The 25,345-nt window shown below is 40.4% G+C and carries 32 protein-coding genes and 1 pseudogene; 12 read left to right on the plus strand and 21 right to left on the minus strand.

Annotation, left to right across the window (positions count from 1 at the left end):
• Positions 1 to 17: 17 nt before the first annotated feature.
• The 5 genes from QI031_RS28605 to petC all read right to left on the minus strand — a co-directional run bounded on the left by QI031_RS28605 (position 18) and on the right by petC (position 3,481).
• Complete coding sequence (locus tag QI031_RS28605; RefSeq protein WP_281482935.1) at positions 18 to 344, minus strand: rhodanese-like domain-containing protein; 327 nt, start codon at positions 342 to 344, stop codon at positions 18 to 20.
• Positions 341 to 736, minus strand: a complete 396-nt coding sequence (locus tag QI031_RS28610) for a hypothetical protein (protein ID WP_281482936.1) — start codon at positions 734 to 736, stop codon at positions 341 to 343. Before QI031_RS28610 ends, QI031_RS28605 begins: the two co-directional genes overlap by 4 nt.
• A 139-nt stretch (positions 737 to 875) precedes the next feature.
• Positions 876 to 1,328: a MamS/MamX family magnetosome protein gene (locus tag QI031_RS28615; RefSeq protein WP_281482937.1), complete on the minus strand. Its 453-nt coding sequence runs from the start codon at positions 1,326 to 1,328 to the stop codon at positions 876 to 878.
• Positions 1,329 to 1,344: 16 nt separating this feature from the next.
• Positions 1,345 to 2,655 (minus strand): NAD(P)/FAD-dependent oxidoreductase, encoded by a 1,311-nt coding sequence (locus QI031_RS28620; protein ID WP_281482938.1) that lies wholly within the window; start codon positions 2,653 to 2,655, stop codon positions 1,345 to 1,347.
• Positions 2,656 to 2,947: 292 nt separating this feature from the next.
• Positions 2,948 to 3,481, minus strand: coding sequence for a cytochrome b6-f complex iron-sulfur subunit (gene petC, locus QI031_RS28625; RefSeq protein WP_281482939.1), 534 nt, complete (start codon positions 3,479 to 3,481; stop codon positions 2,948 to 2,950).
• Between the two features lie 141 nt (positions 3,482 to 3,622).
• Between petC and QI031_RS28630 the strand changes: the two are divergent.
• The 3 genes and pseudogenes from QI031_RS28630 to QI031_RS28640 form a co-directional block, all read left to right on the plus strand.
• Positions 3,623 to 3,739, plus strand: a pseudogene (locus QI031_RS28630) (MBL fold metallo-hydrolase); the annotation flags it as partial.
• Between the two features lie 107 nt (positions 3,740 to 3,846).
• Positions 3,847 to 4,713: a sulfite exporter TauE/SafE family protein gene (locus QI031_RS28635; protein ID WP_281482940.1), complete on the plus strand. Its 867-nt coding sequence runs from the start codon at positions 3,847 to 3,849 to the stop codon at positions 4,711 to 4,713.
• 160 nt (positions 4,714 to 4,873) lie between these two features.
• Positions 4,874 to 5,404 (plus strand): hypothetical protein, encoded by a 531-nt coding sequence (locus tag QI031_RS28640; protein ID WP_281482941.1) that lies wholly within the window; start codon positions 4,874 to 4,876, stop codon positions 5,402 to 5,404.
• A 447-nt stretch (positions 5,405 to 5,851) separates the two neighbouring features.
• Here the strand turns inward: QI031_RS28640 and QI031_RS28645 are convergent, their stop codons facing one another.
• A complete protein-coding gene (locus QI031_RS28645; RefSeq protein ID WP_425525997.1) occupies positions 5,852 to 6,358 on the minus strand; it encodes a hydrogenase maturation protease in 507 nt (168 codons plus the stop codon).
• Between the two features lie 262 nt (positions 6,359 to 6,620).
• Here QI031_RS28645 and QI031_RS28650 point away from each other — a divergent pair, with 262 nt between their 5' ends.
• The 4 genes from QI031_RS28650 to QI031_RS28665 all read left to right on the plus strand — a co-directional run bounded on the left by QI031_RS28650 (position 6,621) and on the right by QI031_RS28665 (position 9,133).
• The gene (locus QI031_RS28650) at positions 6,621 to 6,812 is read left to right on the plus strand and encodes a hypothetical protein (RefSeq protein WP_281482942.1); all 192 of its coding nucleotides are present in this window, start codon (positions 6,621 to 6,623) and stop codon (positions 6,810 to 6,812) included.
• Positions 6,813 to 6,979: 167 nt separating this feature from the next.
• On the plus strand, positions 6,980 to 7,369 hold the full coding sequence (locus tag QI031_RS28655) for an Alr5209 family pentapeptide repeat protein (RefSeq protein ID WP_281482943.1): 390 nt from the start codon (positions 6,980 to 6,982) through the stop codon (positions 7,367 to 7,369).
• 148 nt (positions 7,370 to 7,517) lie between these two features.
• On the plus strand, positions 7,518 to 8,639 hold the full coding sequence (locus tag QI031_RS28660) for an AAA family ATPase (RefSeq protein ID WP_281482944.1): 1,122 nt from the start codon (positions 7,518 to 7,520) through the stop codon (positions 8,637 to 8,639).
• A 2-nt stretch (positions 8,640 to 8,641) separates the two neighbouring features.
• A complete protein-coding gene (locus QI031_RS28665; RefSeq protein ID WP_281482945.1) occupies positions 8,642 to 9,133 on the plus strand; it encodes a hypothetical protein in 492 nt (163 codons plus the stop codon).
• A gap of 123 nt (positions 9,134 to 9,256) precedes the next feature.
• Here the strand turns inward: QI031_RS28665 and QI031_RS28670 are convergent, their stop codons facing one another.
• The 11 genes from QI031_RS28670 to QI031_RS28720 all read right to left on the minus strand — a co-directional run bounded on the left by QI031_RS28670 (position 9,257) and on the right by QI031_RS28720 (position 19,140).
• Entirely contained in the window at positions 9,257 to 10,705 is a 1,449-nt protein-coding gene (locus QI031_RS28670) for a Ni/Fe hydrogenase subunit alpha (protein ID WP_281482946.1), read from the minus strand.
• A 64-nt stretch (positions 10,706 to 10,769) separates the two neighbouring features.
• Complete coding sequence (locus QI031_RS28675; RefSeq protein ID WP_281482947.1) at positions 10,770 to 11,390, minus strand: CBS domain-containing protein; 621 nt, start codon at positions 11,388 to 11,390, stop codon at positions 10,770 to 10,772.
• 193 nt (positions 11,391 to 11,583) lie between these two features.
• Positions 11,584 to 12,036 carry a hypothetical protein gene (locus tag QI031_RS28680; RefSeq protein ID WP_281482948.1) on the minus strand — a complete coding sequence of 151 codons (453 nt, stop codon included), beginning with the start codon at positions 12,034 to 12,036 and terminating at the stop codon, positions 11,584 to 11,586.
• Positions 12,037 to 12,107: 71 nt separating this feature from the next.
• Positions 12,108 to 12,653, minus strand: a complete 546-nt coding sequence (locus tag QI031_RS28685; RefSeq protein ID WP_281482949.1) for an NADH-quinone oxidoreductase subunit B family protein — start codon at positions 12,651 to 12,653, stop codon at positions 12,108 to 12,110.
• A 44-nt stretch (positions 12,654 to 12,697) separates the two neighbouring features.
• Positions 12,698 to 13,603, minus strand: a complete 906-nt coding sequence (locus tag QI031_RS28690) for an amino acid ABC transporter substrate-binding protein (protein WP_281482950.1) — start codon at positions 13,601 to 13,603, stop codon at positions 12,698 to 12,700.
• Positions 13,604 to 13,643: 40 nt separating this feature from the next.
• A complete protein-coding gene (gene hoxU, locus QI031_RS28695) occupies positions 13,644 to 14,402 on the minus strand; it encodes a bidirectional hydrogenase complex protein HoxU (RefSeq protein WP_281482951.1) in 759 nt (252 codons plus the stop codon).
• 61 nt (positions 14,403 to 14,463) lie between these two features.
• Positions 14,464 to 15,291, minus strand: coding sequence for a DUF6920 family protein (locus QI031_RS28700; protein ID WP_281482952.1), 828 nt, complete (start codon positions 15,289 to 15,291; stop codon positions 14,464 to 14,466).
• Positions 15,292 to 15,296: 5 nt separating this feature from the next.
• Positions 15,297 to 16,289: a M23 family metallopeptidase gene (locus QI031_RS28705; protein ID WP_281482953.1), complete on the minus strand. Its 993-nt coding sequence runs from the start codon at positions 16,287 to 16,289 to the stop codon at positions 15,297 to 15,299.
• Positions 16,286 to 17,920 (minus strand): NuoF family protein, encoded by a 1,635-nt coding sequence (locus QI031_RS28710; RefSeq protein ID WP_281482954.1) that lies wholly within the window; start codon positions 17,918 to 17,920, stop codon positions 16,286 to 16,288. The genes QI031_RS28705 and QI031_RS28710 overlap by 4 nt, the downstream gene beginning before the upstream one ends.
• The gene (gene hoxE / locus QI031_RS28715) at positions 17,907 to 18,431 is read right to left on the minus strand and encodes a bidirectional hydrogenase complex protein HoxE (protein ID WP_281482955.1); all 525 of its coding nucleotides are present in this window, start codon (positions 18,429 to 18,431) and stop codon (positions 17,907 to 17,909) included. The genes QI031_RS28710 and hoxE overlap by 14 nt, the downstream gene beginning before the upstream one ends.
• A gap of 310 nt (positions 18,432 to 18,741) precedes the next feature.
• Complete coding sequence (locus tag QI031_RS28720) at positions 18,742 to 19,140, minus strand: protein tyrosine phosphatase family protein (protein WP_281482956.1); 399 nt, start codon at positions 19,138 to 19,140, stop codon at positions 18,742 to 18,744.
• An 86-nt stretch (positions 19,141 to 19,226) separates the two neighbouring features.
• On the opposite strand from QI031_RS28720, the gene petJ reads away from it, so the two are divergent.
• Together petJ and QI031_RS28730 are read left to right on the plus strand one after the other, a co-directional pair.
• Positions 19,227 to 19,613, plus strand: a complete 387-nt coding sequence (gene petJ / locus QI031_RS28725) for a cytochrome c6 PetJ (protein ID WP_425526049.1) — start codon at positions 19,227 to 19,229, stop codon at positions 19,611 to 19,613.
• Between the two features lie 140 nt (positions 19,614 to 19,753).
• A complete protein-coding gene (locus QI031_RS28730) occupies positions 19,754 to 20,773 on the plus strand; it encodes an aldo/keto reductase (RefSeq protein WP_281482957.1) in 1,020 nt (339 codons plus the stop codon).
• A gap of 104 nt (positions 20,774 to 20,877) precedes the next feature.
• On the opposite strand, the gene QI031_RS28735 is transcribed toward QI031_RS28730, so the two are convergent.
• Complete coding sequence (locus tag QI031_RS28735; protein WP_281482958.1) at positions 20,878 to 22,167, minus strand: glycosyltransferase family 4 protein; 1,290 nt, start codon at positions 22,165 to 22,167, stop codon at positions 20,878 to 20,880.
• Between the two features lie 630 nt (positions 22,168 to 22,797).
• Between QI031_RS28735 and sfsA the strand changes: the two genes are divergently transcribed.
• From sfsA to QI031_RS28750, 3 genes are all read left to right on the plus strand, one after another.
• Entirely contained in the window at positions 22,798 to 23,523 is a 726-nt protein-coding gene (gene sfsA, locus QI031_RS28740; protein WP_281482959.1) for a DNA/RNA nuclease SfsA, read from the plus strand.
• A 97-nt stretch (positions 23,524 to 23,620) separates the two neighbouring features.
• The gene (locus tag QI031_RS28745; protein WP_281482960.1) at positions 23,621 to 23,746 is read left to right on the plus strand and encodes a hypothetical protein; all 126 of its coding nucleotides are present in this window, start codon (positions 23,621 to 23,623) and stop codon (positions 23,744 to 23,746) included.
• Positions 23,747 to 23,771: 25 nt separating this feature from the next.
• On the plus strand, positions 23,772 to 24,089 hold the full coding sequence (locus QI031_RS28750; RefSeq protein WP_281482961.1) for a PadR family transcriptional regulator: 318 nt from the start codon (positions 23,772 to 23,774) through the stop codon (positions 24,087 to 24,089).
• Between the two features lie 26 nt (positions 24,090 to 24,115).
• Here the strand turns inward: QI031_RS28750 and QI031_RS28755 are convergent, their stop codons facing one another.
• The 3 genes from QI031_RS28755 to QI031_RS28765 form a co-directional block, all read right to left on the minus strand.
• Positions 24,116 to 24,520: a hypothetical protein gene (locus QI031_RS28755; protein ID WP_281480803.1), complete on the minus strand. Its 405-nt coding sequence runs from the start codon at positions 24,518 to 24,520 to the stop codon at positions 24,116 to 24,118.
• Between the two features lie 204 nt (positions 24,521 to 24,724).
• Positions 24,725 to 24,904 (minus strand): hypothetical protein, encoded by a 180-nt coding sequence (locus QI031_RS28760; RefSeq protein ID WP_281480802.1) that lies wholly within the window; start codon positions 24,902 to 24,904, stop codon positions 24,725 to 24,727.
• A gap of 6 nt (positions 24,905 to 24,910) precedes the next feature.
• Entirely contained in the window at positions 24,911 to 25,345 is a 435-nt protein-coding gene (locus tag QI031_RS28765) for a hypothetical protein (protein ID WP_281480801.1), read from the minus strand.

Below are 25,345 nucleotides of genomic sequence, written 5' to 3' on the forward strand. Positions count from 1 at the left end.
TCTCAGCAAGCGATTGTTTAAGGTTGAAGACCGAATTTAGTCTTATAGCCTGTTTGTTTCCAAGCAATTAGACCACCTTGGAGGTTATAAACCTTTTGGTATCCTTGTTTGAGCAGCCATTGGGCAACAGGAGTACTACGATGACCGGATAGACAAACAACTGCGATCGCTTGTTCTTTAGAAACTTCGTTGAGGATACGTCTGGGATGAAATCGTTGGGCGTTGGGAATATGTCCAAACAGATACTCTAACCAACTTCTAGCATCTAGAACTACCAGTTGATTCTGGCGTTGTTGCAGTTGAGTTGGTGTGAGTGGAATCGGATTTATCTTCTGCTTTTTCATACCCGACTCATGACAGTAAAAGATTTAATAAATGGCCCTGCCATACGCGGGTCTTTAATCATGGCAAGATAGTCTCCAACCCGGAATTGCAGCTTGCGTGTCATGTAAGCCATACTGACTCCCATCATATTTAAGCCATTAGTCAGCCATTGCTGCCAATGATGGCTGTCAGCGCGTAAGTCCCAATTGAGTTTTTGACTATTGTAAGTACCTGCATAGGTGACTTGTCCATTCACAATTGAGATGACACCTCTTGGTTCTGACTCATCTTCAAAACCATAACCAATCACAGAACTGAAATGGATCTTACCAAGTGCTTCTGTTAACTCAGGTTCAGTGTTCCATTGTTGTGCGTAAGCTTGCATCCATTCTGGTGAAAATAATTCTGTCATGGTATTACTCCATAGGTTTGGTGACTACAAACATTAAATAAGGCGTTGCTGAATCGAGAAAAACAACTCGATCAAATTTCTCCCCCTACCCCCCTGCGCTTTAAATGATAAGTTTTTAGCCGAACACGATATTATCTGCTTACCTCTGCTGTCTTCTCCAACCAGCCCAAACTGGTACACCATTCTCATCGCGCAACTTGAGGATTTGATTGTCTTTTTTGACTTCAGCTGCAATGATGGCAGGCTGTCCGGCGAAATTTATTCTAGAACCCTTCACCTCAATCTGGTCTTGTAGCTTGATTGGGATAGTCTGGTTGTTGATGTACCATGCTGGCCCCAAATGTACGGAAACCACTTCGTTTTGACTTTTAACCTTTAAATGTATGCCCCCAGACATGCCTCTAGGAGAAGGGCTGTTTTCTATACCAATCACTTGTCCAGTGATAGTTTCCACAGTTTTTGGATCGTACATTCGATGGTACGGGCTTCCTCTGGAGTTACCTCTACCTATACTTGGTTGAGCCAATACAACTGGCACAGAGAGCAAACTCACAATTGAAATAGTTGCAATTATCGGGACTATTTTCTTCATCTTGCCCTCCAAGTTGTTAAACGAGTTTTTTAATTTGAGGAGTGTGTGAAAATTCAAAATCGTTGATTGGTTGTACCAGCGATAATCCCATTGCTTTTAATCCCCATTCCTCAAACCAAGGAAACGCTACACCCCAACGCATCTTGGTAAGAAAAAACCATTCAAAAGCAGTCTTACTCCAACTCACCCAACGTCCTTCTTTCGCTACTGCCCTTCTTCGTTCTCCAGTTCTAGGATTGGGTAACACTTGATCTGCGAGAAATGCAATGCCAGTATCTCCAAAATCTGCCAAACAAATCGCCTCTAAGGTTGGAGTTACAAGCGGGGCAGAAATCACTCCTAGTTGTACTGCTATATTGTGAGCAACTGCGATCGCCATAGCTTCAGTCATCTGTCCTGTTTTGGGTACGCCAATGGGAATTGGAGTTTGTTCGGGTGGTTTGAGTTGAGTAATCACTCCCACTCCATAGATTGAAGAAAACTGAGGATGTTGGTAAGTTGCAAGTACGGGCAGACACCCATTTTGGTCAGTTAAATAAGGTGCTTCTCGCAAAAAACACGGCCCTCGAAATGGGGGTAGCAGCATGGAGTATTGAAACGGTAGAGTGCGATCGTCTGCAAGAAAAATTGTTTCGGGTGCAATGCGGGTAATGGCTGCATTTTCAATCACTGTAATTTCTCTTTGGCGGAGTAATTTTTTTACCAACTCCGCAGAATTAGCCATCCCGCCAATTCCCAAATGTCCGACATAGGGTTCTGGGGTGACAAAAGTAATTGGCACTTGATTTCGCAATCCATGTCGCCGTAATACCCAGTCGGCTAATAATACAAACTCGTAAGCCGGGCCAAAACAACTAGCTCTTGGTACTGCTCCTACCACTAGATGTCCTGGATTAGCAAGAAACTTTCTCCAGGCTTCGGCAGCTTTAAGTGCATGGGGAGGATTACACACTGACTGCACATATCCGGCTGTTTCCTCTAGTCCTGGTAGTGCGTCTAATGCTAATTCTGCACCCGTAGCAATGACGGCGTAATCGTAGGGAATAACAGTGTCCTCAACAACGATTTGCTGTAATTCTGGCTGAATTTGGCTAACTCCTCCCAATATCCACTTAACTCCTCGGTTTGCTAAAAGCTTCTCTACATCCAACTGAATATTTTTCAGTGATTTAAGATTCAACCCCACCCAAGGTAAGGAAGGAATAAAAGTAAACTTTGGAGTATTGGAAATCAGAGTAATTTGATGCTCTTTAGGCAGCAGTCGTCGCAGTTCGTAGGTTGTAGGTAATCCCCCTAGTCCAGCACCAATCACTACAATCCGAGCCATAATTCCCCCTGATCGCTATATGAATACACCCAGAATCAAACAGCACTCCCACACTACATTAGCTACGATTCTTACTGGCATCCGAATTTAGATGTCAAAAATTCATTTAGTTATTTTACTATATAGTAATATAGTTTAATTGCAAATCAAATTGAGAAAAATCTTTACTATTAGCTTTGAAAATAAAATTTATGGAGAGAAAAACTCTCCAGATTTATCCCTTGCAAATAGGTGTTGTGATAGCACAAACCCATTGAAATTAGACCTGTTTCTAACTCAATCACAGATATTACTAAACCCACCAAGGTTTTTGCCCAGTGCGGGGGTCAATTTCTGTCCAAGGAGAAATTCGGATATACTCCTCTTCTAAGTTAACGCTAACGATCTTGAGAGGAAGAGGCGCAGGGCCGCGTATTACTCTGCCATCAGCATCATAACGAGAACCGTGACAGGGACATTGAAATTGATTGTCATTGGGATTCCAGGGAAAAGTACAACCCAAATGGGTGCAGTTATCGACAATTCCCCAAGTATGCAAAGTGCCATCTGACTGTACTGTCAGGTAAGTTGGTTCTGCTGCTAAACCCGCGACTAAAGCACGAGTTCCAGGAGGCTCAACTAAAATCTGGCTAGCAGGAATCAGATTTCCGTTAATATCTTTAGCAAGGATAGAACCATCTTTGCCCATTTCTGTGGGGGTAACAAAGAATTTAGCCGCAGGATACAGTAGAGTACCAGTTGTAGTGGCAACAACTGCACCTGTGAGAAAGTTTAGTAATTGTCGCCTCGATATTGAAGGACTTTCTAAAGAAATACTCTCTGACATGAATTTACACCTCCTAGTTTTGATTTAAACGTGGAACAGTTCAACAGAGAAATAGACTTTCTCAAATATGTTTTATGTATTATACTACTATATAGTTATATTTTGAGTTAATAGAACAGTTTGTATCTTGAGTTAGCTATCATGTTATTTCGACAACTTTTTGACCCAGAAACAAGTACATATACTTATTTTATTGCCGATCCAGCGATCAAAGTTGCTATCTTGGTTGACCCAGTGTTAGAGCAGGTGGAACGCGATGTCCGACGACAAGCCGCTTCACGTCTACACAAGTTGCTGCGTAACTAAATCACATACAAACTCTGCGTATTTCTGCGTTTAACAATTCTAAATTAACGGAGCGGTGTATGACCCTGTGGATTGTTGGGCATCTACTGGCTACCTGCATTGGGGTGAGCTTAGGCTTGATTGGCGGCGGTGGTTCGGTGTTAGCGTTGCCGATTTTAGTTTACGTCATGGGTGTACCCCCAAAATCTGCGATCGCCATGACTCTTGTGATTGTCGGTACTGTTAGTTTGTTGGGAGTGATTCCCCACTGGCGAGCCAAGAATGTCAACTTGAAAACTGCATTTATCTTCGGTTCTGCAACAATGCTAGGGGCATTTGTGGGAGCAAAAATTGCTACACTGCCTGTAGTTACAGCAAGTTTCCAAATGTTGCTGTTTGCAATCATGATGTTGCTGGCTGCAGTGTTGATGATTCGCCGTAGTTCTAAACCTGTGGCAGCAGATGACAAGCTGGCATTTTATCCCCAACCCGTCTGCAAGTATTGTTGGTTGTGGTTAATGAGTGAAGGCTTGGGGGTAGGGATATTGACTGGGTTGATTGGTGTTGGTGGTGGGTTTGCGATCGTTCCCGCTTTGGTACTGTTAGGAAATGTACCCATGAAACAAGCGATTGGAACATCGCTACTAATTATTGCATTTAATTCAGTTGCAGGCTTTTTAGGCTACCTGGGACATATTTCTTTAAACTGGAGCCTGATGTTGTCCTTTATTGTCGCAGCCAGTGTAGGCACAATTCCTGGTGCATACTTGGCTCAGTTTGTTCCGGCTAATAGACTTCAGAAAAGTTTTGGTTATTTTTTGCTTGCGGTTGCGGCTTGGGTGTTGGTGCAGAATCGTCATCATCCGCAGTCAGCACAGGTATCACGACACATTCCTGCAAAAATTGTACAGCATTATTACAAGCACACAAAAAAATATTTCTCTTAGTTTTTTCTAGGTAAATAGTACTATTTCTCACAAAATCCTCACCTTTTGGAATGCTAATAGAGCAAGACTTTTATAAAATTCAGAAAATTAAAAATGTTTGATTATTTACTTCAAGTATTTCCCTCCAAAACACCAATAGACTTGATATCAGGAGAAAGAGATGAAGAAGCAACAGCAAATTAATAAAAGTTTTATAAGCCTTTCTCGAAGAGCTTTCTGGGTTACGTTATCGTTATTTACTACAGTTTTTGTTGTCTTTGTTTCGTTATTTAAAGATTCTGTACAAGCTCAAAATGCGCCCACAGTTAATCAACTTACTTGTAATGATAATTTTTCTCTTGTGAAAGTAATAATTATTGCTCTTGCTATCACACTTGCTGTTTTAATTATTGTCTTTGGAGGAGTAATTGTATGGCTTGGCAAAGATGATCGTGACAAAACCTTAGAGGAACTATTTCAAGTATTTTTTTCAAGAGATAGTAATACGCTTCAAATTTTTACTGTTGGTACATTGGTTTTCTCTACACTTTTTTTGGCACTTACAGATCGACTAAGTGACGGAGTTCTTGCTTTTTTCGGCGCTATTGTTGGATTTGTTTTGGGAATTGCACAGAGTCCTCAACAGTCACCAAAAAATCACATAACTCAGACTTCCCAGGAAGGACAAGGCAATAAGGGTGATAGTGAATAGTAGTAGGAGAATCAGGTTAAATATGGTGTAAGCTGAAAACATCGATATGCTAAACGTTGAGAGTTAAGACAAGCAATCTAACAATCGTGGTGAAGCAGATGGTAGGGAGATATTGGTGCTAACTTCGAGGTCGCTTGCCACCGCTCACTAAAGAAAATACTCATTTTTGCTTTGGAGATGTCTTTCTCTTTGGGCAGTTCAACCATGCGAATCTCAACTTTTGCTACTTCAGCAATTTCATTTAATTATTCAATTCCAGTGCGTCTGCTCCCGCTTGCTGAATATGTTTGGCATAGTTTGTCCATCCACATGTTTACTAATCCAAGAGATTTAACTCTGCAATTAAAGCTGTTGTAAAGTGGTAATTGTGCTTTAAAAAGCCTCAAATAATGTGTTGAGCGCCTTCATCCTTAGCTCGTTTGATAGCAGCATCAAGAATATTTTGCATCATGCCAACTTCATGCATAATTCTTTCCTCGCAGTTTTGATTAAGTGGTTTATTTTATCAATTGCTATCTCTATTCCTTGTTCAGCAAGAGGTGATAGATTCTCACCCAATTCAAAGTTTTCTCCTGGTATTGTCACCCACCAAGCTGGCGGACAATAACCGTATATAGCTTGAGTTAGAGCTAGAAGCGATCGCGGATCTGCTGTGTGTCCAGCGATAACATTGGAAGAGTTAGGTAAGAGCGATTGTACTTGCACCTGGGAATGTTCGGACGCTAAACAAGCATCGATAAAAATTGCCAAATCACTATTAGCCAACGCTTGGGCAAGTTCGGGGGTAAGTTGTTGAACAGCAATAGATTTCACATTTGATAGCTGCAACGCCCTAGCTACTCGTTGACCAATGCCATCATCACTACGCAACTCATTACCGTAACCAATTGCGTAGGCGTAGCCCGTCGTAAACATCGCCTCCAGCGGCGCGTAGCACATCGTATTACAATTCATACTGTTTAGTTGTCCAACCTATTTTGAAGTTAGGTAAAAAACTTGAGGAACTTGTGAGGAAATATTTGAAATAAACAGTTGTTCCCTCTGTTTAAAATAAATTTTTGAAATTGAGTATTCAAAATAGGCTAAACTGCGTGTAGAAGCTGCCAGGATATTAAGATAACTCCGCAATAAATCTTAATCTATTATTTGAAAATACAAAACTCATATATATGTGTTTTGTCAGAAAATATCAGATGACGTTAAGGAGATAACTGTCATGCAAAAAGAATATATGGAGATTTTAGAAGCATTAATTGAGAAATTGACATTATCTGCAATCTTAGAAATGTTAGAGCGAATATGTCACAAAAAAGCGGAAAATCTGAGAACTCATTGGCAAGACGAGACTTCAGCAAAGCTTTGGGATAAAGCTGCTAGACAGATAGAACAGATAAATGTTGATGTTTAAGCTAGAAGAAAAATTTGAGGAACTTGTAAGGAAGTAAAAAAATTCTCAAAATTATCAATGTTTGGCAATTTGTGCATCAGCGATCTTATGATTAATGGGTATAGTGGAGACCATCGTTAAATGAGTTTCGGCTACGGTAATCATAAGACAAGCTGTAAGGCGGTTCTATGTCTGAAATAAATTCTCAACAGATCGTTAATACTGCCGTGACTCTTGTAGAGAGATATATAGAGGGGAAACGCAATTTTAGTAGAGCGAACTTGGTTAACGCCGACTTGCAAAGTGTTGATCTCAAAGGATCTGACTTCAGTTACGCTGACTTGAGTGAAGCTAATCTAAATGGTGCTAATCTTAGAGGCTGTGACCTTAGCTTTGCAAATCTTAGTCAAGCTAATTTGCAAGATGCCGATCTTCGTGGAGCCATGTTGTTTTCCGCTGATCTCCGTCAAGCCAATCTCAAGGGAGCGAAACTGGAAAAAGCAGATTGCGATCGCAACACTCATTTTCCCCAGGATTTTGATCCAGCGCAAGTAGGTTTGCAGATTAAAGAGGGGTAAAAGCACGAATTATATCAATCCCTCTGTTTTTTAATCACGCCAAATTTCGTTTACAACACTTCCATCTTCCCATTCGTGGCAATGCTTCTTAACTACTTAGGCAGATCAAAAAGTTTTTTGACTTCCCACTCCTCGTAATCGTTTTCCTATGCTCCAAAGACTGTATATACACAACTTCAGATGCCTAGAAAACTTTGAACTTGCCATAAAGGGGATGTCATCTGCTCTCTTAATTGGAAAAAACGGTGCAGGTAAATCAACTATTGCTATTGCATTAGAGGTGCTTCAAAAGATTAGTCGAGGCATCAATAGAATGCGCGAACTTGAAAAGCTCAACCTTATTAGCTCAAAAGATTTTGTTAGTGGAAGATCCGATGTGCCGATCAGGTTTGAAATAGAAGTATTACTTGATGAGAAATTATACAAATATGTCCTTGCCTTGGAGTTGCCAGAAAAATTTAAAGAACTTCGAGTTTTTGAAGAGCAATTGCTAATTGCAGGAGATCCAATCTACTCTCGAAGAGAAGCTCAAGTTACTCTTCACAACAATTTACAAAATCGTGAGGCTGAGTTTCTTGTGGATTGGCATCTTGTTGCCCTTCCAGTAATTCAGGAGCAATCAGAAACCGATCCGCTTCGTATTTTCAAGACTTGGCTTGGTCGTACGATTATTTTATCGCCGATCCCAAGCTTGATGACTGGAGAATCTAATGGTGATACTTTGAAGCCAAAGCGAGAGGGTTCAAACTTCGGAGAGTGGATTTCTGGGTTACTTAGTCGTTATCCAGCCGCTTACACACAAGTTTACGAATATCTGCGAGAAGTTATGCCTGACATTCAGGATTTTCTGAATGAACAGATTGGCAAAGATTCTAAAAACATGATTGTTCGGTTTGAAGCAAATAATGCAAATCTGAGTGTTGACTTTAAGGACTTATCTGATGGGGAGAAATGCTTCTTTCTGTGTGCAGTTGTCTTAGCTGCTAACAAATTCTATGGCCCACTTTTTTGCTTCTGGGATGAGCCTGATAACTATCTTTCCTTATCAGAAGTTGGTCATTTTGTCATATCACTACGACGCTCATTTAAAAAAAATAGTGGTCAAATTTTAGTGACATCTCATAATCCTGAAGCAATCCGAAAATTTTCAGATGAAAATACCTTAGTTCTCCATCGAAAAACCCACTTAGAACCTACTTTAGTCAGACTGCTCAGTGATATGTCTGTTCAAGGTGATCTTGTAGATGCCCTGATTCGTGGCGATATATAACTATGGGCATAAATAAGTATCAACCGCACGTTTTTGTATTGCCCGAAGACGATGCTAATCGCCAGATTGCAAACAGATTTATTCTGAATCCAAACCTCAATAGCCGTGCTATTCAAGTCCTACCAGAGGCTCGTGGCTGGGAAAATGCTGTGGAGATATTCACGAATGATTATGCCGTTACAATGCGACAATATCCACACAGAATGATTGTCTTGCTCATTGATTTTGATGAGGATGAAGGTAGATTGAGTTATGTACAAAATCAGATTCCAGAGGATTTAAATCATAGAGTATTCATTATTGGAGTGCTATCTGAACCAGAAAAATTAAAGACAGACATTAGAAAGAATTTTGAAAGTATTGGAGAAGCTCTTGCAACAGATTGCTCCAACAACACCAATAAATTATGGGAGCATAATCTTCTCAAACACAATAAAACTGAGTTAGAGCGTATGATTTTATCTGTCAAACCTTTTCTATTTAATGAGAAATAGTATTAGTAAATGGCAGATGCTCAACTTCGTGCTGTAACAGACGGAAGCGAAATCTCGGTAGTAATGCAAAATTGAAGGCGATCGCTCTGCATATAGATTATTCAACTACGAGATTCTCTGCTGTTAACCCCGCCAAACTTCATTAACAACACTCCCATCTTTCCCAACTACTTGAATATGCAAAGGCATTTGTCCGGCTGCATGAGTTGAACAACTTAAACAAGGGTCAAAAGCTCGAACTCCTGCCTCAACGCGGTTTAACATTCCTTCAGAAATTTCTGAACCGTGAATAAAATGTCGGGCAATTTGAGCTACTGTCCGATTCATTGCCAAATTATTTTGACCTGTGGCAATTATTAAATTTACTTTCTGAAGTAACCCATTTTCATCAACTTGGTAGTGATGAAATAATGTACCGCGTGGTGCTTCACTTACACCCACTCCTTCTAATTGATTAATACCAGCATCAGCACGCAATTTTGTAGACATTAAATCTGGATCGTCTATGATAATTTCTATGCGTTCAATACAAGCCAGAATTTCAATTAATCGAGCGTAGTGATAGAAAAATGATGAAGTAACTGTGCCTTTACCTCTGTCTCTAAATTCTTTCAACTCTGCATCAGCTAACGGTGTACCAATATGACTGCAAATATTCAAACGCGCTAAAGGCCCCACCCGGTAAATACCACTATCTAAACGACAATGGTCGTTCGCTTCAGGATAACCTAAAGGACGATAGTAGGGAGATTTTAAATAGGAATCTGGTTGAACTGCTTCACCGATAAATTCTTGATAATGAGTTGGATCGAGTTTATCGGCAATAATATTCCCGGCGCTATCTACAAAACGAATATGTCCGTCGTAGTTCTCCCACAAACCTTCAGGAGTGACTAACCCCATAAATAAGCTAGGAAAATTCCCGAAGGTTTGCACCTCTTTTTGATAATCGTGGAGTAAGCGTTTAAATCTACCGAGTGCATCTAAGATTATGGTGCGTGCTTCTGAGATGCGGCTTTGAATATGGGTGCGTCCTTCTTGGGATAAAGGTTCGCGGACACCACCAGGAACTGCCCATGATGGGTGTATTTTACGCCCTCCTAATTGTTCAATAATATCTTGTCCAAATTGACGCAAGCGGATTCCTCCACGCGCTAGTTCTGGTTCAGCTGCAATTAAGCCAAATACATTGCGTTTTTGGGGATCGCTATCCATTCCTAATAATAAATCTGGGGCGCTGAGGTGGAAGAAACTCAGAGCATGGGATTGAATAATTTGTCCCAAATTCATTAGACGGCGCAGTTTTTCAGCTGCTTTAGGAATTGTTACAGCCAAGATGCGATCGCCAGCCTTCGCTGACGCTAACAAGTGACTCACTGGACAAATTCCACAAATTCGCGCCGTAATTCCTGGCATTTCCCAAAGCGGACGACCTTCACAAAACTTTTCAAATCCCCGAAATTCTGTAACATGAAACCGAGCATCGCTGACTTGTCCTGTATCATCCAGATAAATACTGATTTTGGCGTGTCCTTCAATTCGAGTAATTGGATCGATGATTACTTTTTTCATAACTATCTCTGCTGCCTAAGTGGAAAGATGTAAATCCAAGAGATGTTTGCGCGAATCAGGAGTATCAACCACTACACCAAGTATCATAAATTTCTTTTGCTTCTGGATATTCATCGCAGTATTCTTCAAAGGCTGTTTTCACAACTTTTTCTGCTCGTTGATGTGCTATCTCGGCTTGTAATTCCTCAATTACATCCCAAGCAGCAGCACATTCTTCTGAACGGATACCTTTGTCAGCGCAAACGGCACGAGCTTGTTTAATTTCGTCCTGAAGCTGTTGTTCTAGCAGAATGGTATGAGGTTGTTCAAGAAAATTACTATTAGCGAGAATGTCAGCCAGGGAAATGATACCTAATAGTTTTCCCTGAATAACAGGCGCTCTGTGCAAATTATGGTCAGCAAATAATCGTGCTACGTATTCTAAACCAAGGTCAGGATTGACGACAATACAAGGTTTGGACATCACCTCGTAAACACGAACTTTACAAGGATCTTTACCATAAGCAATTACTTTATAGACAATATCGCTTTCCGTAATCATACCGTAGGCATCCTGTTCATGGCGACGATCTACAACCAGTGCTTTCCAGTCCCTTGCCCTTAAAAGTTTGACTGCTTCAGCTACTGTTGCAGAACTGCGAATTGTAGCAACATCTTTAGTCATAATGTCAGATGCTTTCAACATAATGCTCTCCAAATGTATAATGAAGCTGACGCAATACAGATTTCATCAATTTAATATTGAGAATAAATTCGTTTCCAATATTTAAGATATATAGGAAAAATTGATATTTTAAATATAAATTTATTTAATTTGTTTTAAGTTTTACTAGTTTCTAAGCTACCAAAAAAATCTTGCTTTCACTTTGAATTAACAGCTAAAAATGTGAGCTTTCTAGATGGTGTTGTGATTGATTAGCCTTGGTGTACAGCCGCATCCATTTAAAAGCAGTAATGTTTAATAATAAACCTACAAAAAATAACAAGGCCATTAAGGCTATCTGATACCAGAGAACTGGCTGGACAAATAAATCTAAAACCAGATGTAGTAAGTTCATAATGCTGTAAAAGACAGTTAAACCAAAATGAATGGTTCGGTAACTTTTTGAATCGGTAAAAGCAGTAACGATAATTCCGAGCATAGGTAGGACAAAAAAGCCCAACATCAACCACATAACTACAGAAATATCATTGATATTTGTAGCTTTTTGAGATTCGACAACAGATAAACCGTGAAAAAGTGGTATTAGACCTAGTTGTGTATGAAACAGTGTTCCTAAAAGAAACACTGTCCAAAGAGCAATAATTCTTTGCCGATAATTAATTGCCATAATTGCTGATCAAATTATTTGGTAATTGTCTGATCTTCAATTTAGATAAAAAATATGAGTAACTTGTGAAGTTAACCAAACTTGATAAATTCACGTCCTTCTAGCTGCGGTTTTTCTCCTCTTAAAAGTGGCTCTAACACTGCTTTAATCCGAGTTGCTGAAGGTGGACATCCTGGTAAATAAATATCAACTGGAACTACTGTATGCACTGGTATCACCCGATCTAGTAAGGTTGGTACAATACCAGGCTCATCGGGAATTGTGGCGTGAATATCTGCGGCTTCGATGTAACAACGTTGAAGAACTCTTTCAGCACTACCTAAAGGATTGCGTAAGGCAGTGACATTGCCAGTAACAGCGCAATCACCAAAAGAAACAAGAATTTGCGATCGCTCTCTCACTATCTGAATCATTTGCAGGTGTTCTTCATTGGCAACTGCACCCTCGACTAACACTACATCCACACCTTGGGGATATTCTTTAATATCAGCAAAGGGACTATAAACTAAATCCACTTGTGCTGCTAAATCAATCAGCCATTCGTCTAAATCTAAAAAAGACATATGACAGCCAGAACAGCCACCTAGCCAAACTGTTGCTAATTTTAAACGATTCATTTTTTGCTTCTCCTTTGTTCGCAGTGACTGTTAAGGCACAATAGCTAAAAGACTCTTTCGGGTAACTGTTCGAGTGAATCGACTGTTAGTCGCATGTTTTCGGTGAATGAATCTCGTAGATCTTTGTTGAGAGGCGCAGCGCCATGACTACCAAACCAACGATCAAAGATGGCAACGTCAGGTTGTTTGCCTGTAAGGAATCCTTGCATGAAGCGGATTAAGGCATAGTTAACCGTATCTCGGAAGGTGGAATTATTTTCTGGTAGCATACACGCTATGCCTTCATCAGAATAAGGATATCCCACGATGTCAAACTTATCAGCATTAGAAGTAGTTTGTAACCACCCTTCTAATAAAACGCCGTCAGAAGCAAACGCATCGATTTTACCCTCTTGTAAAGCTTTGTAGCCTGCGGCTCGATCGTTTACCAGTACAATCTGAGCTTTTGGTTGTGCTTGCCGAATTGACTGTTCGTTGGTTGTTTTGGGAAGTGCGCCGATGCGTTTTCCAACTAATGTCTCCGGCCCCCATAAAGATAAGCCATGCTTGACTAATAAGCGAGTACCGGTGAGACCGTAACTAACAGAAAAATCAACATCTTGTTCGCGTTCCCAAGTAAAACTGCTAGCATCGCAAACGATATCAACCTTGTTCGTAAGTAGATTGGGAATACGATCTTCTGGATCTACGGCAACCAGTTTGAGAGCGATCGGGCGTTTTAATTCCTGCTCTAACTGCTTTTCGATCAGCTTCAGCATATCCACGGAGTATCCTGTGAGTTGCCCTTTCTCATTCTTATAGGCAAAGGGAAAAGCATCTTTGCTTGTTCCTGCTGTAAGCACCCCTGTTTTGGCAACTTTTTCCAAAACAGTATGGGCTAGTATTGGACGCATAGAAGATAACAGTGTGAGTATCAATCCCAGGGTTACAAAGACTAGCTTTTTATACATATTGACTGCTCTATAGTGTTAATACAGATATTTTTTATCACTATTCTGAACCAGTTTTAAAGAGCCACTGCTTTTTCTCTCGTGCTGTGACTAGGAAATCAAGTTTGGCGCGATGTCCTGGGACAAGCCGCTTCGCGTCTACACGTTTCATTTCACCTACGCTTGAACCTTGGTAAAAAAGCGCACCTGTAGGACAAGCATTAACGCATTTGCCGCAAGAAGTACAAGTATCTGAGGTTCCCCAAGGCTGATTTAAATCAGTAATTACATGAGAATGGCTACCGCGCCCTGCCATATCCCAAGTATGCGCTCCTTCAATTTCATCGCAAACACGCACGCAACGAGTACAAAGAACACAACGGTTGTGGTCAACGCCAAAGCGATCGTGAGAAATATCTACTTTACGGTTGGGAAACTGATATTCTAAACGCACATGATCCATACCCATTTCAACGGCTAAGTCTTGCAATTCGCAATTACCATTGGCTACACAAACCGAGCAAATGTGATTGCCTTCAGCAAACAGCATTTCGATAATTGTGCGACGATATTTTTGTAGGCGATCGCTATTTGTTTGCACTTCCATACCTTCAGTAACTTTCGTCACACAAGCAGGCTGAAGTTTATTACTGCCAGCAATTTCTACTAAACACAACCGACAAGCACCGACATCCCCAACCCCTTCTATGTGGCACAAAGTCGGAATATGAATCCCTGCATCCTGGGCAGCTTGAAGAACGGTTTCTTCTTCGCGGGCGCTGATTAATTGGTCATTAATTGTGAGTGTTTTGACAGTCATTGCTGTTGTCTTACCTTGTAATTTTCATGTTGATTTTTCAAAAGAAAATATATAGAAAATTTCAACGTAACTCAGCCTGCTCAACTGTGGCGCGGAAGAACTCTAAGTAACGATCTGTGCCAAACCACCAGCCTGCACTCACCTGGGAGGGAATTGTAAATCCTGCAAATGTTTTTTCTTCCTGGTACTCTCCGCCAAATGGAATGTAAGTATAGCTACCATCTTCTGTTTGATCTCCCCAACGTGGCAGAGAAAGCTTTAGCAGTTTGCCGTTATCATCTATAAACAGTGTCAGCGTTACAGGTTCATCGTCAACTTTTAGACTAGCTTGGATAGTTTTTTCATCTATTACTTTCCAACTTACGCCGCGCTGAGGTAGTAAAGCAGCAGGTAGCCAGAAAAATTCTCCTGCGAATCGTCCAATAGTAGAGCGAGTAATATCAGGACTGTGGGCATTGACGAGGGGAACTAGTCCCCAAAGAAAGAACCGCATTCGACCAGATTTGTTGGTATAGCGATCGCTGCCGATCGTTTGGAACAAACCACTACCAATCCTTGCTTTCCAAACAAATCCTTTTGTTGAGAGAATTTCTGTAGCTTGCATCGGTATCCACGGTTTATCCTGCGCCATCCTAAAACTACCACTCATTTTCAAGCTGACAGAGGAAGCAAGAGGAGTCAAGAGTGCAATGCTATGCAAAAAGTAGCGTTGTACAGGCGCAGGTAATGCCTCAACCATGTCTTTAGTAAAACGATTTTCTGTTGGGACTCCTTCAAGCGATCGCCAAATTTTACTAACTTCTTGTTCATTTTTAATTTGTAAAATGACTAGAATTAGGAAAGCGATCGCTAGCAATGCACCAATGTTCAAGAAAATTTTTGTAATCATTTTCTTCACCTCTTCTTGTAATGAAGTGATTGATAAACTTGTTGTATTTTCTTAGGCATGATCGGGCGATCGCTGCGAATGAGAAAGCGGCCATTAAAACGCATCGGCAACGGATCGCCAGAAAACGGAGCCACAGACGATCCGGGGCGCTGGGCATGAATGTGCAGGTGAGGTTCGTCGCTGGCACCGGAGTTTCCCACCTCGGCAATGCGATCGCCAACCTTAACGTCTGTCCCAGTTTGAACCGAGAGACTCTGAGGACGAAAATGGGCAAGTAAGACATCGATATCGCCGCAGCGTAGGATAACGTGATTACCTGCGCGATTGACACGATCGATTTGCGGGATCGTCATGTCTGGCAAATCATCGATCGCTTGAACAATCTTACCTGCACAGGGGGCTAACACAGGCTCACCATAAATTTGGTAGGCAACCGGATCGCTAGGAACTACCCCTTGTGTCCGCAAGCCGAACCGATCGATCTGGATAATATCGATGCCGTAACTCTGTCCTCGATAGGCACGAAAACGCGCAACTGATTCGTCCATCGTCTTCAGATGTGCATTAATCCGAATGTCGCTACCGCCATTGAGGATGAGATAATCACCACCCCGCAGTGGAAAGGCGAGATTTACAGCGGGAATCGGGGGTGGAAACTGACCCGCCCAACTTTGCACGGCCTCGTTTCCTACAAAAACCCCAAAGGCAACAAAACCAATAATGGCAATCCAACCTAACCAGCTAGACGGCAGCTTTCGCCGGGGCTTGTGTTGGCGAAACACAGTCACCAAGGTAATGGTAAAGAGCAGCGCATAGATATAGGGTGTCCACCAAGGCGGAAAGACCCAGACTCCCATGCGGGCGATCGCAAATAAAGTCAATGCTGTGACGAGGGCTTGTAGCGAAACACCGAGTAAATTGTGGGACGGTGCGATCGCTAGCCACGCAATCAGAACAAGTGGTAAAACAATCTGCAACCCAATCAGCAAAGCAATCATAATTTTTTGTCTTTGATTAGATTTGCTGGAGCAATTAACGCTAAATACTCATCCCGAAAATACCTCAGCGTACTAAATACCGGATTTGGCGCTGACTGTCCCAAGCCGCACAAACTGGTATGCTTCACCATGTCGCAAAGTTCCTCCAGCAGTTCTAAGTCAGTAAGGGATGCTTTGCCTTTGCGGATTTTGGTTAATAATTGATACAGTTGCACCGTTCCGACACGGCAGGGAATGCACTTACCGCAAGACTCATCCATGCAAAATTCCATGAAAAAGCGGGCAACATCTACCATATTGGTAGTTTCATCCATGACAATCATGCCGCCGGAACCCATAATCGAACCTAGTTGACTCAGAGATTCGTAATCTACAGGGGTGTCAAAAGCTGAAGCGGGGATGCATCCCCCAGAGGGACCGCCTGTTTGCACGGCTTTGGCTGTACCGCCATCTGGTATACCACCACCCATTTCCTCGACAATTTGCCGCAGAGTCGTTCCCATTGGCACTTCTATGATGCCTGTATTTTGAATTTTTCCAGCTAGGGCGAAAACTTTTGTACCTTTGCTTTTTTCTGTACCGATGCTGGCGAATACATCTGCACCCTTACGAATAATCCAAGGGACGTTAGCGTATGTTTCAACGTTGTTAATTAAAGTTGGAAATCCCCACAAACCACTCTCCGCCGGGTAAGGTGGACGCGGACGAGGTGTACCGCGTTTGCCTTCAATGGATGCCATTAAAGCGGTTTCTTCCCCACAAACATAAGCACCCGCCCCAATGCGAATATCTATTTTAAAGTCAAAATGGGAGTCAAAAATATTACTTCCTAATAAACCGAGGCGTTGGGCTTGGCGAATGGCAATTTGCAGACGGTTAATAGCGATGGGGTATTCAGCGCGGATATAAATATAACCTTGGTTTGCGCCGATTGCGTATGCTGCGATCGCCATTCCCTCCAAAACCCGATGCGGATCGCTCTCCAAAACACTCCGATCCATAAATGCACCGGGATCGCCCTCGTCAGCATTGCATATTACAAATTTGCGTTCTCCCTTCGCTTTGGCGACAGTTGCCCATTTTACCCCCGTGGGATAACCTCCACCTCCTCTTCCCCGTAACCCACTGCGAGTAATATTATGCACAACTTTAGCAGGTGTCATCTCTCGGAGTACCTGATAAAGTGCTTGATAGCCATCAGCAGCAATGTAAGACTCTATACATTCTGGGTCAATTTTGCCACTGTTTTCTAGAACAATAGGTAATTGCTTGGTAAAAAATGGCTGGTTTAAATCTCCTCGTTGTATTTTTACTTCATCGCCATTTATTTCAGCGACAATTGAGGAAGTATTTTCTAAAGTTACTTTTTCGTATAGTAAGGGTGCAAAGTCTTGTACTTCTGGGCTATCAACTTGTACTAGAGGGCCTTGGCAACACAAACCCATACAACCAACACCACGAATTTCCACTTTATCTGTCAGTCCGGCTTTTGCTGTTGTCTTTTCTAAACTTTCTTTAACTGCAACAGCACCAGATGACAAACAACCAGCCGCCATACAGCACCGAACGCGAACAGGCTTAGAGTTGGCGCGTTCTTTCTGAGCTATTTGTTGTAGTTCAGCTAGATCCATGTTTGAGCCATCCTTCTATTTGTTCAGTAACTAAATCCGGTGTTTGGTGTCCGCAAACAGTACCATCAAAGACAACCGCAGGCGCAATGCCACAAGCACCCAAACATCTAGCTGTTAACAGTGAAAGTTCACTATCTGGCGTTGTTTCACCGACATGAATTTTGGCGCACTTTTCTACAGTTGCTAGTAAATTTTCTGCCCCTTTAACGTAACAAGCTGTACCCGTACACACGACACAGGTATGTGCGCCTTTCGGTGCGAGAGAGAAAAGATGATAAAAAGTTGCTACACCATAAACCCGACTGGGTGTGAGTTTCAAGCTTTGGGCGATGTAGTGTAACAGGTCATTTTCTAAATAACCGAAAAGTTCTTGAGCTTTATGCAAGACTTCTATGAGTGCATCCTGCTGATATTGATGGCGCTTCATGGTTGCATCAAGTATTTTGAAGCGTTTATCACCGCTAGGATGCTTCTTTGGTGTATTTTTTTGATTGACTGTCTGAGAGTCCATGCTGATGTTTGAAATATTTTTATTTGTAAATATGCGATCGCAAGATGCCTGCTAAAGTTTTACCTGGGCTTATATCGTTATATATCAACAATTTGAGGAAGTTGTGAGGCTATATCATTTCCTATGTAATGCTGGATTTTGGGTTGGATTTTGCGATCATAAGCAAGAAGACGCGATTCATCGCGTCTCTACAAGGGGGGATCAAAATGTATGGTTGCTTGGAAAAGGGGAAAGGCTGAAATTTACCCCTGTGAACGGTTACTTTCTTTAACGCTTTTTTGACCGATTAAATCAATTGTGGATGAAGCAATTAATCGCTCACAGTCCTAAATAAACCAAATTTTTCAACTTGTTTAAATGCTTGTTGCAAAGTTGCTCCTTGCCATATTACGATATACATTAATACGATCACCGCAGACCGCATGGCATAATCACAATGCATTAAGAGTGGTTTGGATAGTTTGTTAATTTGCTCTAACAAAGAGGTAGCAGTTTCATCATTCATTACCTCGGATTTAACAGGTATATTGATGTACGAAAGTCCTAAAAATTCAACTTTTTCTGGTTCGCTATTCAGAAAGCCCTGCTCATTGGGCGATCGCAGGTTAAGTACTGACTTAAATCCTTCCTGGGCAATTTGTGGCAATTGTTCGAGGGTAATTTGTCCTGCGATCGCCAACTCGTTATTTATCTTCCTAACAATCTTCATAAACAACTCTATTTTGGATTATCTAATAGTAATCAAAGCTCAAGCTCATCTAGCTGAATAAAAAGAAACACTGCCAATTTTAAATGATGTACTTCAAAAATACTCAACAACCTTCTTACTATTCAAAAGCTACTATCTATGTGAAAAAAATTATAACCTTGTTGTTGCTAGCGCTATTATTAACAAGTAGCTTTACCTTACCTGCGATCGCAACTGAAACAACCGACGGCGCACAAATATTTAGCGTTCAGTGCGCTGGTTGTCATATCAATGGCAGTAATATCATTAGGCGGGGTAAGAACTTGAAAAAACCAGCACTCAAGAGATATAGGATGGATTCTAAAGAAGCGATCGCATCTCTTGTTACCAATGGTAAAAATAATATGCCAGCTTATCAAGACCGTCTCACCAAAGAGCAAATTCAATCTGTAGCTGCTTACGTTTTTGAACAAGCAAACACAGGCTGGCGTTAAAAACAGTTAACAGTTGATGATTATTCAGTTACTATACTTTACCTGTTTAAGTTTTATACTTTAAGTAATTGGGCATAATTAAGTTCAACTTTATTTTCCTATGTCCATGCCCTATGCCCCATGCCCCATGCCCTATAAATATGAACCTACCAATAGAAAGCCGTCTTCAATTCACTCCTGATCTAAATATTTGTCGAATATTAAATGGTATGTGGCAAGTGTCTGGTGGACACGGACGCATCAACCCCCAAGCTGCCATTGAAGCTATGTTTCAATATGTGGATGCAGGTTTCACTACTTGGGATTTAGCAGACCATTATGGCCCTGCGGAAGACTTTATTGGTGAATTTCGTCGTCAAATGATTGCGATGCGTGGACAGGAGGCTTTGGCTAATATTCAAGCTTTCACAAAATGGGTTCCTCGTCCCGGTAAAATGACGAGACAATTGGTCGAAAAAAATATTGATATTTCCTTGAGGAGAATGAATGTTGAATCATTAGATTTAATGCAATTCCATTGGTGGGAATACCAGGATAAAAATTACTTGGATGCCCTCAAGTATATGACAGAATTACAAACTGAGGGAAAAATTAAACATTTAGCTTTAACTAACTTTGATACAGAACACCTCAAAATTATTATTGAAGCAGGCATTAAAATTGTTTCTAACCAAGTACAGTTTTCTTTAGTTGATCGTCGTCCCCAAGTAAATATGGTGCAGTTTTGTCAACAGCACGATATCAAATTATTTACTTATGGTACAGTTTGTGGTGGTTTGTTATCAGAAAAGTATTTAGATAAATCAGAACTACGAGGATTTGATTTAGCTACCACAAGCTTGAAGAAATATAAAAATATGATTGATGCTTGGGGTGGTTGGCAATTGTTTCAAGAGTTGCTTACTACTTTGAAACAAATTGCTGATAAGCATAAAGTCAGCATTGCCAATGTTGCAGTACGTTACATTTTAGATCAACCAGCTGTGGGTGGTGTGATAGTTGGTGCGAGGCTTGGTGTATCTGAACATATCGCAGATAACGCCCAAGTATTTAGTTTTAGTTTAGATGCTGAAGATAGCGATCGCATAGATGCAGTATCTCGCCAGTCACGAGATTTATATGAGATAATCGGCGATTGTGGCGACGAATATAGGCGATAACATCATCAAAATGGCAGTTGTGTCTAACACCCTCTTAAATTGGACAATAATTATTTTTGGTTAAGATTAATGCTGTGACAAGTAACTTGTCGCCCTACAAACTTTCAAATATCAACAACTGATTTTTTCGATTTTAGTGTTGTTGTACCGCCCATAGTTAATGTTCGTTTAGTAACTACATCTAAAAATAGTTCCTCATACTGTTCAATTGACTGTTTAAAGGAATAGCACTCTACAGCAAACTGTCTTCCTTTGTTACCTAGTTGTGTTGCTAGTACCGAATTACGATATAAATCCAATACTGCTGCCGCTAATGCATCTGATGATTCTGGCTCTACAATTATGCCACCACCACTTTCTTGAATAGCTCTTGCTGCTGTACCAGTAGCAGGTACTGAACCTATTATTGGACGACCACTTGCTAGCAATAGTGGTATTTTAGAAGGCATATTAAAGGAAATCACATTACGCTTTTGCACAATCAACCCCACATCAGCAGCGCTCAACATTTGTGGTAGTTGTTCTCGTGGCTGCAACGGTAATAACAAAATATTATCTGCTCCGCAAGACAAACAATATTCTTGCAGTCTAGCCAAAGCCTTCGATTCGCCAACAATTACAAAAACAACTTCTTTAATATGACGCAAGTTAGCTGCTGCGGCTACTACTGTCTCTAAACCTTGCGTTAATGCAATGTTACCAGAGTACATTACTACAAATTTTCTATCTAACTGATGGGCGATTTTCCAAAGATTATTCGCCTTAGCCAAAGGACGAATAAAATTTACATTTACCCAATTGGGAATACAAACGATTTTCTTAACAGGTACATCCTTATTTACTAAATTGTCATAAAATCCATCAGCAATCACACTAATTTTAGATGCGTTTCGGTATGCAAATTTCTCCAACACCTCACATGCCTTAATCATCCATTTATTTTTCATGAGACCGACGCGCACAGCTGCTTCTGGAAGAATATCTTGGACATTCAAAACTACAGGACACTTGTACATCCACCCCAATAGAGTTGCTGGTAGTGAAACTAGTAGTGGTGGCACTGTTAAAAGAATTACATCTGGTCGCTTACCATTTAAGGCTTGTGGTAAGCTAGTAAAGATAAAACTCAACTCTAATAGCAGCCGATCTATAAGGTTGGGTTTAGACTTAATCCGTAAGTAACTACGCTGAATGGTCACACCGTTGTTTTGTTCTGTAACGTACCACTTGCCTTTATATCCATCATAAATTTCACGCTGAGGATAGTTAGGCATTCCTGTAATCACTCGCACTTGGTGACCTCGTTCTACTAGTCCTTCAGCCAATTCGGTCATCAAGGGTGCTATTCCAATCGGCTCTGGATGATAGTTGTAAGAGTAAATCAGAATATGCATAAGCTATATTGTGAATTTTATGAAGTCAGCCTAAGAATGTCAGGTTATACTTAATATTTCGGTTGTGATGATCAATGGCATCAGAATGAGATAAATACTGATAAACATTCATTTAAAATGCTAAATCAATCACATTAAAATGAAAACATTAATTGATTCTCACAGGCTTAAATTACATATTTGTTTAGGCTTCAACCTCTAATTATTGGAACAGTGGGTTTTTGTTGTTTTAATTAATGCTGGAAATTATTCCTGGTAGATTGTAGCATTACATCTAAGTTTTGTTAAGAATTTTTACTGTAGCATTTATTTGATCTTTATACATGATTGATATCAACAGCATCTTAAAGTATTAAAATTTAAATTTTGTTATATATTTAACATACTGGTCAAAAACTTCTATTCTCAAGAAAAGAATTTTATTGTTTAAGTATAATTTTGTATTGGTGCATGTAAAATTACAAAAAATGAATGTAAGTTAAGCAAAGATATAGTTACCCGTAGGGTGAGGACTAAAGTCCTGACTACGAAATTGATTACAACAATTTTAGATCGCTTAACTTAACTCCTATCAAAATTAAAGAATGGCTTTTGCGTGCGATCGCTACAACCGTGTCCGGAGTATTGTTAATGATTGATTGGCTGTATTGCTATCCAATTTTATATTCAGGTATTTTACTCAAACGTTACAAACGCTTTTTTGCTGATGTTCAACTTGCTGATGGGGAAGTTGTAGTAGCACACTGTCCAAATACAGGCCCAATGGTTGGAGTATCGACTCCTGGTAGCTTAGTACAAGTTTCTAAAAGTGATAACCCCAAGCGTAAACTGCTTTATACCTTAGAACTAATTCAGGTACATGACAACGAGCCGACCTGGGTTGGTGTTAATACTGCTTTACCAAATCGAGTAGTGAAACTAGCTTTGGCAAAATATCTTTTTCCAGAACTGGGTAACTACAGCCAAATCAAGGGTGAAGTGGTTTATGGACTAGATAAAAAAAGTCGTGTAGATTTTGTATTGCTGGGAAGTGAAGAAGATCGCCCCATATATTTAGAAGTAAAAAATACAACTTTGGCACAGGGAAGGTTAGCTTTATTTCCTGACACAGTGACGACAAGAGGACAAAAGCACTTACGGGAACTAACGGCACTGTTACCTTTGACTCGTGCAGTTATGTGTTATTTTATCAATCGGGGTGATTGTACTGAGTTTGCCCCTGGTGATAGTACAGACCCTACTTATGGTAAGTTACTGCGGGAGGCGATCGCTTTAGGTTTAGAAGTGTTACCTTGCCGTTTTGATATTTCTCCTGAAGGCATCCGTTATTTAGGTTTGGCAAAGTTAAAAATTTGATTACACCAAGGAAAAATAAGTGATTATTCTGGTCATGGGTGTCTCTGGTTCTGGCAAAACCATAATTAACCCTTGTCTGGCAATAGTTTGAGTCCTCATGCTTCAGTGTGCTACTCATTCACTGCTCAAAACCACTAGTTTTAAACTGATTTTTGGCGATCACAGTGGGCGATCGCGCTACTCAAATGCTGCTTATTTTGAGAAATTATTAGAGTCAGTGTGACAAAAAGGGAATAACGACTAATTAATTGGCGAAACATCAATTTTTACTTTCAAGTCTAGAGCAGGATTTACTGACTCTACTTAGAAGCCATAACGGATTTTATGGCTTAGAGATATTAAACGTAATCAATCAAGTACGTTCAAAATATAAAATTAAACTTTTGACCTGTGGTTCGCTTTACACAACCTTAGGACGGATGGAAACTCAAAATTTTATTACTTCCATAAGTAGCAAAACTGAAAAAACACCACGGAGGCGATATTATACAATTTCTCAGAGTGGAGAGGAAGCACTTAAGTTAATTGAAGAATATCGCGATCGTTTAGCAAGCTGGTCAAAGTAACTTACTAGAGTGAATCCCCAGTAGACCTAACTGCGATCGCTTTCATACTCCTGTGCAGTTTCGTACTCACGCTGGAATTGTTCTAATTCTTGTACCCGGCGAAATAGCTGATCGCGTTGCGAAGTGCTGACGGTTTCTAGTTCGCTGATTTTAGTGTTGAGATGCTTAATCATCAAAAACAATACGTTTTTATCAAGATTGTCAAGTGTCTCACCGTCTACTAATAGACTGTTTAAAGTTTCACTTGTGGATGTAGTGCATTCTAGGAAATTACCAATAACCTTAAAATCCCAAGTTTCCCCGTTAATATCTTGGGGGTGAATGTAAAAGCTATACTGATTGTTTTGGTCTTTTTGGACTCTAAGTCTAAAATCAATTGCTTTTCCTTCGTGTATCTGAAAGTAATTTTCTAACGTAAACTTACTAATCATGTTCAACCTTGAAAAATTAATTAGAGAATTAGACGAATTTATCAAATACTGGGGAACTTTACCCTCAACGTTTATAGCCTATTACGATGATTTATATGGTTATCCTTGGGGAAGACTTAAACTATTTGGGATGCTGTGTTTAAGCTTTTCTTTTTATTTTGGATTGTTGATCTTGATTCTTGAACTAAAGTAATCTCCGTCCGGTTAGTCAGCCGGCTTGTCACTAGCCGGGCGTTGCACCAGATAGCCCAGAATAGCTGTAGATATTCCTGTGATTATCGTCGCAGTGTTACTGCCAATCATCCCACTACCGCCCAGGACACTAGAGACTCCTGCAACCAAACCTAAAACTGTGCTGAATCGATCTAAAGTTTTTTGATTCACTTGTAATTACTCCTGTTCTGTATTCTCTTCGTATTCCCGAATTTGGAAGTTAGTGTCGCGCTGTAAAAAGCGTTGAATATCGCGGGTGTAGAATAAAACTCGTTTAAACTTGTGGTCAATTTTTTCATTCATTTGACCCAACAGCATTTGAATTACATCTTTTCTGTTGATATACTCTTGAACGTGTAAATCAAATCTTTTGTCTAACTCTCTAATCTTCTCGGCATTGCTAGCATACTCTTTCAAATCTTCTTCAATTTGAATAATTGAAGTTGAAATTCTATTGATACTGCTAACAATTTTGATGCCTAACCCACCTAAAATGGAAAAGCTAACAAGGATTCCTAAAAATATACCAGTAGATTCTAAAGTAATTGTGATTCCTGGGCTGTTACTGTTAGTTGAGTTACTAACAGCTATTACTGATTTTGTAGTAGTCAC

The organism is Halotia branconii CENA392 (genome assembly GCF_029953635.1).
Taxonomy (GTDB): domain Bacteria; phylum Cyanobacteriota; class Cyanobacteriia; order Cyanobacteriales; family Nostocaceae; genus Halotia; species Halotia branconii.

Bases quoted from the DNA above. Each gene is read 5' to 3' on its own strand.
- QI031_RS28605 (WP_281482935.1), bottom strand. From the start codon at position 344: ATGAAAAAGCAGAAGATAAATCCGATTCCACTCACACCAACTCAACTG.
- QI031_RS28610 (WP_281482936.1), bottom strand. From the start codon at position 736: ATGACAGAATTATTTTCACCAGAATGGATGCAAGCTTACGCACAACAA.
- QI031_RS28615 (WP_281482937.1), bottom strand. From the start codon at position 1,328: ATGAAGAAAATAGTCCCGATAATTGCAACTATTTCAATTGTGAGTTTG.
- QI031_RS28620 (WP_281482938.1), bottom strand. From the start codon at position 2,655: ATGGCTCGGATTGTAGTGATTGGTGCTGGACTAGGGGGATTACCTACA.
- petC (WP_281482939.1), bottom strand. From the start codon at position 3,481: ATGTCAGAGAGTATTTCTTTAGAAAGTCCTTCAATATCGAGGCGACAA.
- QI031_RS28635 (WP_281482940.1), top strand. From the start codon at position 3,847: ATGACCCTGTGGATTGTTGGGCATCTACTGGCTACCTGCATTGGGGTG.
- QI031_RS28640 (WP_281482941.1), top strand. From the start codon at position 4,874: ATGAAGAAGCAACAGCAAATTAATAAAAGTTTTATAAGCCTTTCTCGA.
- QI031_RS28645 (WP_425525997.1), bottom strand. From the start codon at position 6,358: ATGAATTGTAATACGATGTGCTACGCGCCGCTGGAGGCGATGTTTACG.
- QI031_RS28650 (WP_281482942.1), top strand. From the start codon at position 6,621: ATGCAAAAAGAATATATGGAGATTTTAGAAGCATTAATTGAGAAATTG.
- QI031_RS28655 (WP_281482943.1), top strand. From the start codon at position 6,980: ATGTCTGAAATAAATTCTCAACAGATCGTTAATACTGCCGTGACTCTT.
- QI031_RS28660 (WP_281482944.1), top strand. From the start codon at position 7,518: ATGCTCCAAAGACTGTATATACACAACTTCAGATGCCTAGAAAACTTT.
- QI031_RS28665 (WP_281482945.1), top strand. From the start codon at position 8,642: ATGGGCATAAATAAGTATCAACCGCACGTTTTTGTATTGCCCGAAGAC.
- QI031_RS28670 (WP_281482946.1), bottom strand. From the start codon at position 10,705: ATGAAAAAAGTAATCATCGATCCAATTACTCGAATTGAAGGACACGCC.
- QI031_RS28675 (WP_281482947.1), bottom strand. From the start codon at position 11,390: ATGTTGAAAGCATCTGACATTATGACTAAAGATGTTGCTACAATTCGC.
- QI031_RS28680 (WP_281482948.1), bottom strand. From the start codon at position 12,036: ATGGCAATTAATTATCGGCAAAGAATTATTGCTCTTTGGACAGTGTTT.
- QI031_RS28685 (WP_281482949.1), bottom strand. From the start codon at position 12,653: ATGAATCGTTTAAAATTAGCAACAGTTTGGCTAGGTGGCTGTTCTGGC.
- QI031_RS28690 (WP_281482950.1), bottom strand. From the start codon at position 13,603: ATGTATAAAAAGCTAGTCTTTGTAACCCTGGGATTGATACTCACACTG.
- hoxU (WP_281482951.1), bottom strand. From the start codon at position 14,402: ATGACTGTCAAAACACTCACAATTAATGACCAATTAATCAGCGCCCGC.
- QI031_RS28700 (WP_281482952.1), bottom strand. From the start codon at position 15,291: ATGATTACAAAAATTTTCTTGAACATTGGTGCATTGCTAGCGATCGCT.
- QI031_RS28705 (WP_281482953.1), bottom strand. From the start codon at position 16,289: ATGATTGCTTTGCTGATTGGGTTGCAGATTGTTTTACCACTTGTTCTG.
- QI031_RS28710 (WP_281482954.1), bottom strand. From the start codon at position 17,920: ATGGATCTAGCTGAACTACAACAAATAGCTCAGAAAGAACGCGCCAAC.
- hoxE (WP_281482955.1), bottom strand. From the start codon at position 18,431: ATGGACTCTCAGACAGTCAATCAAAAAAATACACCAAAGAAGCATCCT.
- QI031_RS28720 (WP_281482956.1), bottom strand. From the start codon at position 19,140: ATGAAGATTGTTAGGAAGATAAATAACGAGTTGGCGATCGCAGGACAA.
- petJ (WP_425526049.1), top strand. From the start codon at position 19,227: ATGTACTTCAAAAATACTCAACAACCTTCTTACTATTCAAAAGCTACT.
- QI031_RS28730 (WP_281482957.1), top strand. From the start codon at position 19,754: ATGAACCTACCAATAGAAAGCCGTCTTCAATTCACTCCTGATCTAAAT.
- QI031_RS28735 (WP_281482958.1), bottom strand. From the start codon at position 22,167: ATGCATATTCTGATTTACTCTTACAACTATCATCCAGAGCCGATTGGA.
- sfsA (WP_281482959.1), top strand. From the start codon at position 22,798: ATGATTGATTGGCTGTATTGCTATCCAATTTTATATTCAGGTATTTTA.
- QI031_RS28745 (WP_281482960.1), top strand. From the start codon at position 23,621: ATGCTTCAGTGTGCTACTCATTCACTGCTCAAAACCACTAGTTTTAAA.
- QI031_RS28755 (WP_281480803.1), bottom strand. From the start codon at position 24,520: ATGATTAGTAAGTTTACGTTAGAAAATTACTTTCAGATACACGAAGGA.